Raw genomic sequence first — 2,963 nt, forward strand, 5'->3', positions numbered from 1 at the left:
GCGCCCGGTTGACCGGCCGCACCGGGTCGATGAAGAAATCGCCGGGTGGGCAGTAGAGACCCTCGGGCCGGGGATGAAGCAGGTCACTGGCGCGCATGGCTCCAAGATAGTTGCTAATTCCGGCGCGGGAAGCCTGTTGCAAGTGACTGCTGACTCGGCTTACAGGCAACTGTCGGCGTGAAACCGCATCAGGCCTCGTCGGCGATCATTTTCGTTCACCTGCGCCACACGTGGCCGCGGCTGCGAAAAAAGTCCGATTCGCATGCCCGAAAGGGCAGGACACCGACACGGGGGACGTTGCATGCGCTGGAACTTGGTGGTCTTGGCATCTTGCCTGGCAATAGCCGGTTGCATCGGCACCTCGATTGCCGAGCGACAGGACGCGAATGTCCAATCCTCGCTGCAATATGACAGCGTGCCCTGCAATCAATTGCTGGCGCAACGCAACCGGCTGGCACAGCAATACCGTCTTCCACAGGATGCCAAGCCGTCCTTCTCCGATCCCGGGGTGGGCCTCGGCCCGTTCACGCCGGACGCCCGTTCCAAGGCCCAGCGAGAGGTCGAACAGGCGAGCGGCCGGATCGATGCCATGAACCGGTCGATCGCCCGCCGCGAATGTGGCAAGCCGGCCAAGCAGACCAAGCTTGGCCTGCCGGGTTAGCGCATGATCCCGGAAATCGGAATCAATTTCCGGAAAGGATCATGCGTGGATTCAAAAAATGTTAAAGCGTCCTTTGCGCGTTCAATTGGACGCGCGGCGCTCTAATACCCCGCGTCGCGATCCACCACGTTCTCGAGCTTCCCGCCGCGCTCGAAGGCGGCCATCTGGCGCAGCATGATCGGCACCAGATGCACGGGATCGGAGGTTGCCGCCGCATGCGGCGTCACGAACACTTTCGGGTGGGTCCACAGCCGGCTGGTCTTCGGCAGCGGCTCGACCTCGAACACGTCGAGGCTCGCTTCCTTGAGTGTGCCGTCCTCCAGCGCACGCAGAATGTCGGCGTCCTTCTGCAACTTGCCGCGCCCGGCATTGATCAGCACCGAGCCGCCGAGGCCGTTGCGTTTCCTCAATTCCTTCAGCACGCCGTAATTGATCACGCCTTGCGTCTGCGGCGTGAGTGGCAAAAGCACCACCAGAATGTCGGTGGCGTTGAGGAAGGGGACCAATCCGGCCTCGCCCGCATAGGTCGAAACGCCTTCCATCGGCCGCTCGCTGCGCGACCAGCCATTGAGCGCAAAGCCGAGTGACAAAAGCACCGACGCCGCCGCGCGGCCAAGCGTGCCGAGCCCCATGATGCCGACGGAGATGTCGCCGGCCGGTCGCTGCGGTGGCTCGTGCCAGATCTTCTTTTGCTGCTGCGACCGGTAGAGCATGCCCTGGCGATGGTGATCGAGCACCCGCCAGACGACGTATTCGGTCATGTACTGGGTCAGGTTGTCGGCCACGACCTTGACGATCGGCACGTCGGGCAAAGTGGGATCGGCGAAGATGTGGTCGACGCCGGCGCCGATCGAAAAGACAGCGCGCAGATTGGGCAGCGACGACAGAAGGTTGGGCCGCTGCTTCCACACCACCGCATAGGTGATCGAGGGATCGCTGGCGCCGTCCGGCTCGAGCACCACCTCGCGTTCCGCCGACAAGAGTTCGCGCCAACGGCCTGGATGGATACCGGTGAGGGCAAGCAGGATACGGCCTTTTTCCATTGCGGATTCTATTTCCTTATGCGGGACGGGCTACTCGCTGACGATGCCGACCGGCGCCGTTTCGATCCTGAATGCGGCCGAGATCAGCGCCTTGGTATAGTCGGTCTGCGGCCGTTCGAAAATCTGTTCGGATGGGCCGGCTTCGACGATCCTGCCATTGCGCATGACGATGACGTCGTTGGCAAGCGCGCGGATGACCTTCAGGTCGTGGCTGATGAACAGATAGGCGAGGTCGTGCTTCGCCTGCAGGCTGCGCAGAAGATCGACCACCTGCGCCTGCACGCTCATGTCGAGCGCCGAGGTTGGCTCGTCCAGCATGACGAAGCGCGGGTTGAGCACCATGGCGCGGGCGATGGCGATGCGCTGGCGCTGGCCGCCGGAAAACTCGTGCGGATAGCGATTGCGCGTAGCGGGATCGAGCCCGACTTCCCCGAGCACATCGACGATGCGCTTGTCACGCTCATCGGGCGACAGCTTCGGTTCGTGGATCTTCAGCCCTTCCTCGATGATCTCGGAGACCGACATGCGCGGGCTCAACGACCCGAACGGATCCTGGAATACGATCTGCAGCTCGCGCCGCAGCGGCCGCATGGCGTTGAACGACAGCTCGTTGATATCGCGCCCGTTGAACTGAATGGTCCCGATCGACGAGATCATCCTGGCCAGCGCCAGGCCGAGCGTCGTCTTGCCAGAGCCGGATTCGCCGACGACGCCGAGCGTCTGGCCGGCGCGCACGGTGACGTCGATGCCGTCCACCGCCTTCACATTGTCGACGGTGCGCCGGAAAAAGCCCTTCTTGATCGGAAACCAGACTTTTATGTCCTGGCCTGTCATCACAGGCTTGGCGGCAGCGTTTGCGGCGGGCGGTTTGCCCTTCGGTTCGGCGGCCAGCAGATGCCGCGTATAGGTGTGCTGCGGGTTGGCGAAGATATCTTTCGTCGGTCCGGTCTCGACGATCTTGCCCTTGGTCATCACGCAGACCCGGTCGGCGATCTTTCTGACGATGCCGAGATCGTGGGTGATGAACAGCATCGACATGCCCTTGCGGCTCTTCAGCTCCGCAAGTAGTTCGAGGATCTGCGCTTGCACGGTGACGTCGAGTGCCGTCGTCGGTTCGTCGGCGATCAGCAGTTCCGGTTCGTTGGCCAGTGCCATGGCGATCATGACGCGCTGGCGCTGGCCGCCGGAAAGCTGGTGCGGATAGGCGTCGAGCCGCTTCTCCGGCTCGCGGATGCCGACCTCGTTGAGCAGCTCCAGGG

General features: G+C 63.0%; 3 protein-coding genes. 1 reads left to right on the forward strand and 2 read right to left on the reverse strand.

The features are described 5' to 3' along the window. Positions 1 to 301: 301 nt before the first annotated feature. Positions 302 to 661, forward strand: coding sequence for a hypothetical protein (locus tag EOA86_RS28760; protein ID WP_029356998.1), 360 nt, complete (start codon positions 302 to 304; stop codon positions 659 to 661). A gap of 101 nt (positions 662 to 762) precedes the next feature. On the opposite strand, the gene EOA86_RS28765 is transcribed toward EOA86_RS28760, so the two are convergent. Together EOA86_RS28765 and EOA86_RS28770 are read right to left on the reverse strand one after the other, a co-directional pair. Then, positions 763 to 1,704, reverse strand: coding sequence for a glyoxylate/hydroxypyruvate reductase A (locus tag EOA86_RS28765; protein WP_127212127.1), 942 nt, complete (start codon positions 1,702 to 1,704; stop codon positions 763 to 765). Between the two features lie 30 nt (positions 1,705 to 1,734). Further along, the coding region (locus EOA86_RS28770; protein WP_164892069.1) for a dipeptide ABC transporter ATP-binding protein at positions 1,735 to 2,963 on the reverse strand (1,229 nt) is incomplete at its 5' end.

Origin of the sequence: Mesorhizobium sp. M5C.F.Ca.IN.020.32.2.1, from assembly GCF_004023105.1 — a bacterium.
Classification (GTDB): Bacteria; Pseudomonadota; Alphaproteobacteria; order Rhizobiales; family Rhizobiaceae; genus Mesorhizobium; species Mesorhizobium wenxiniae.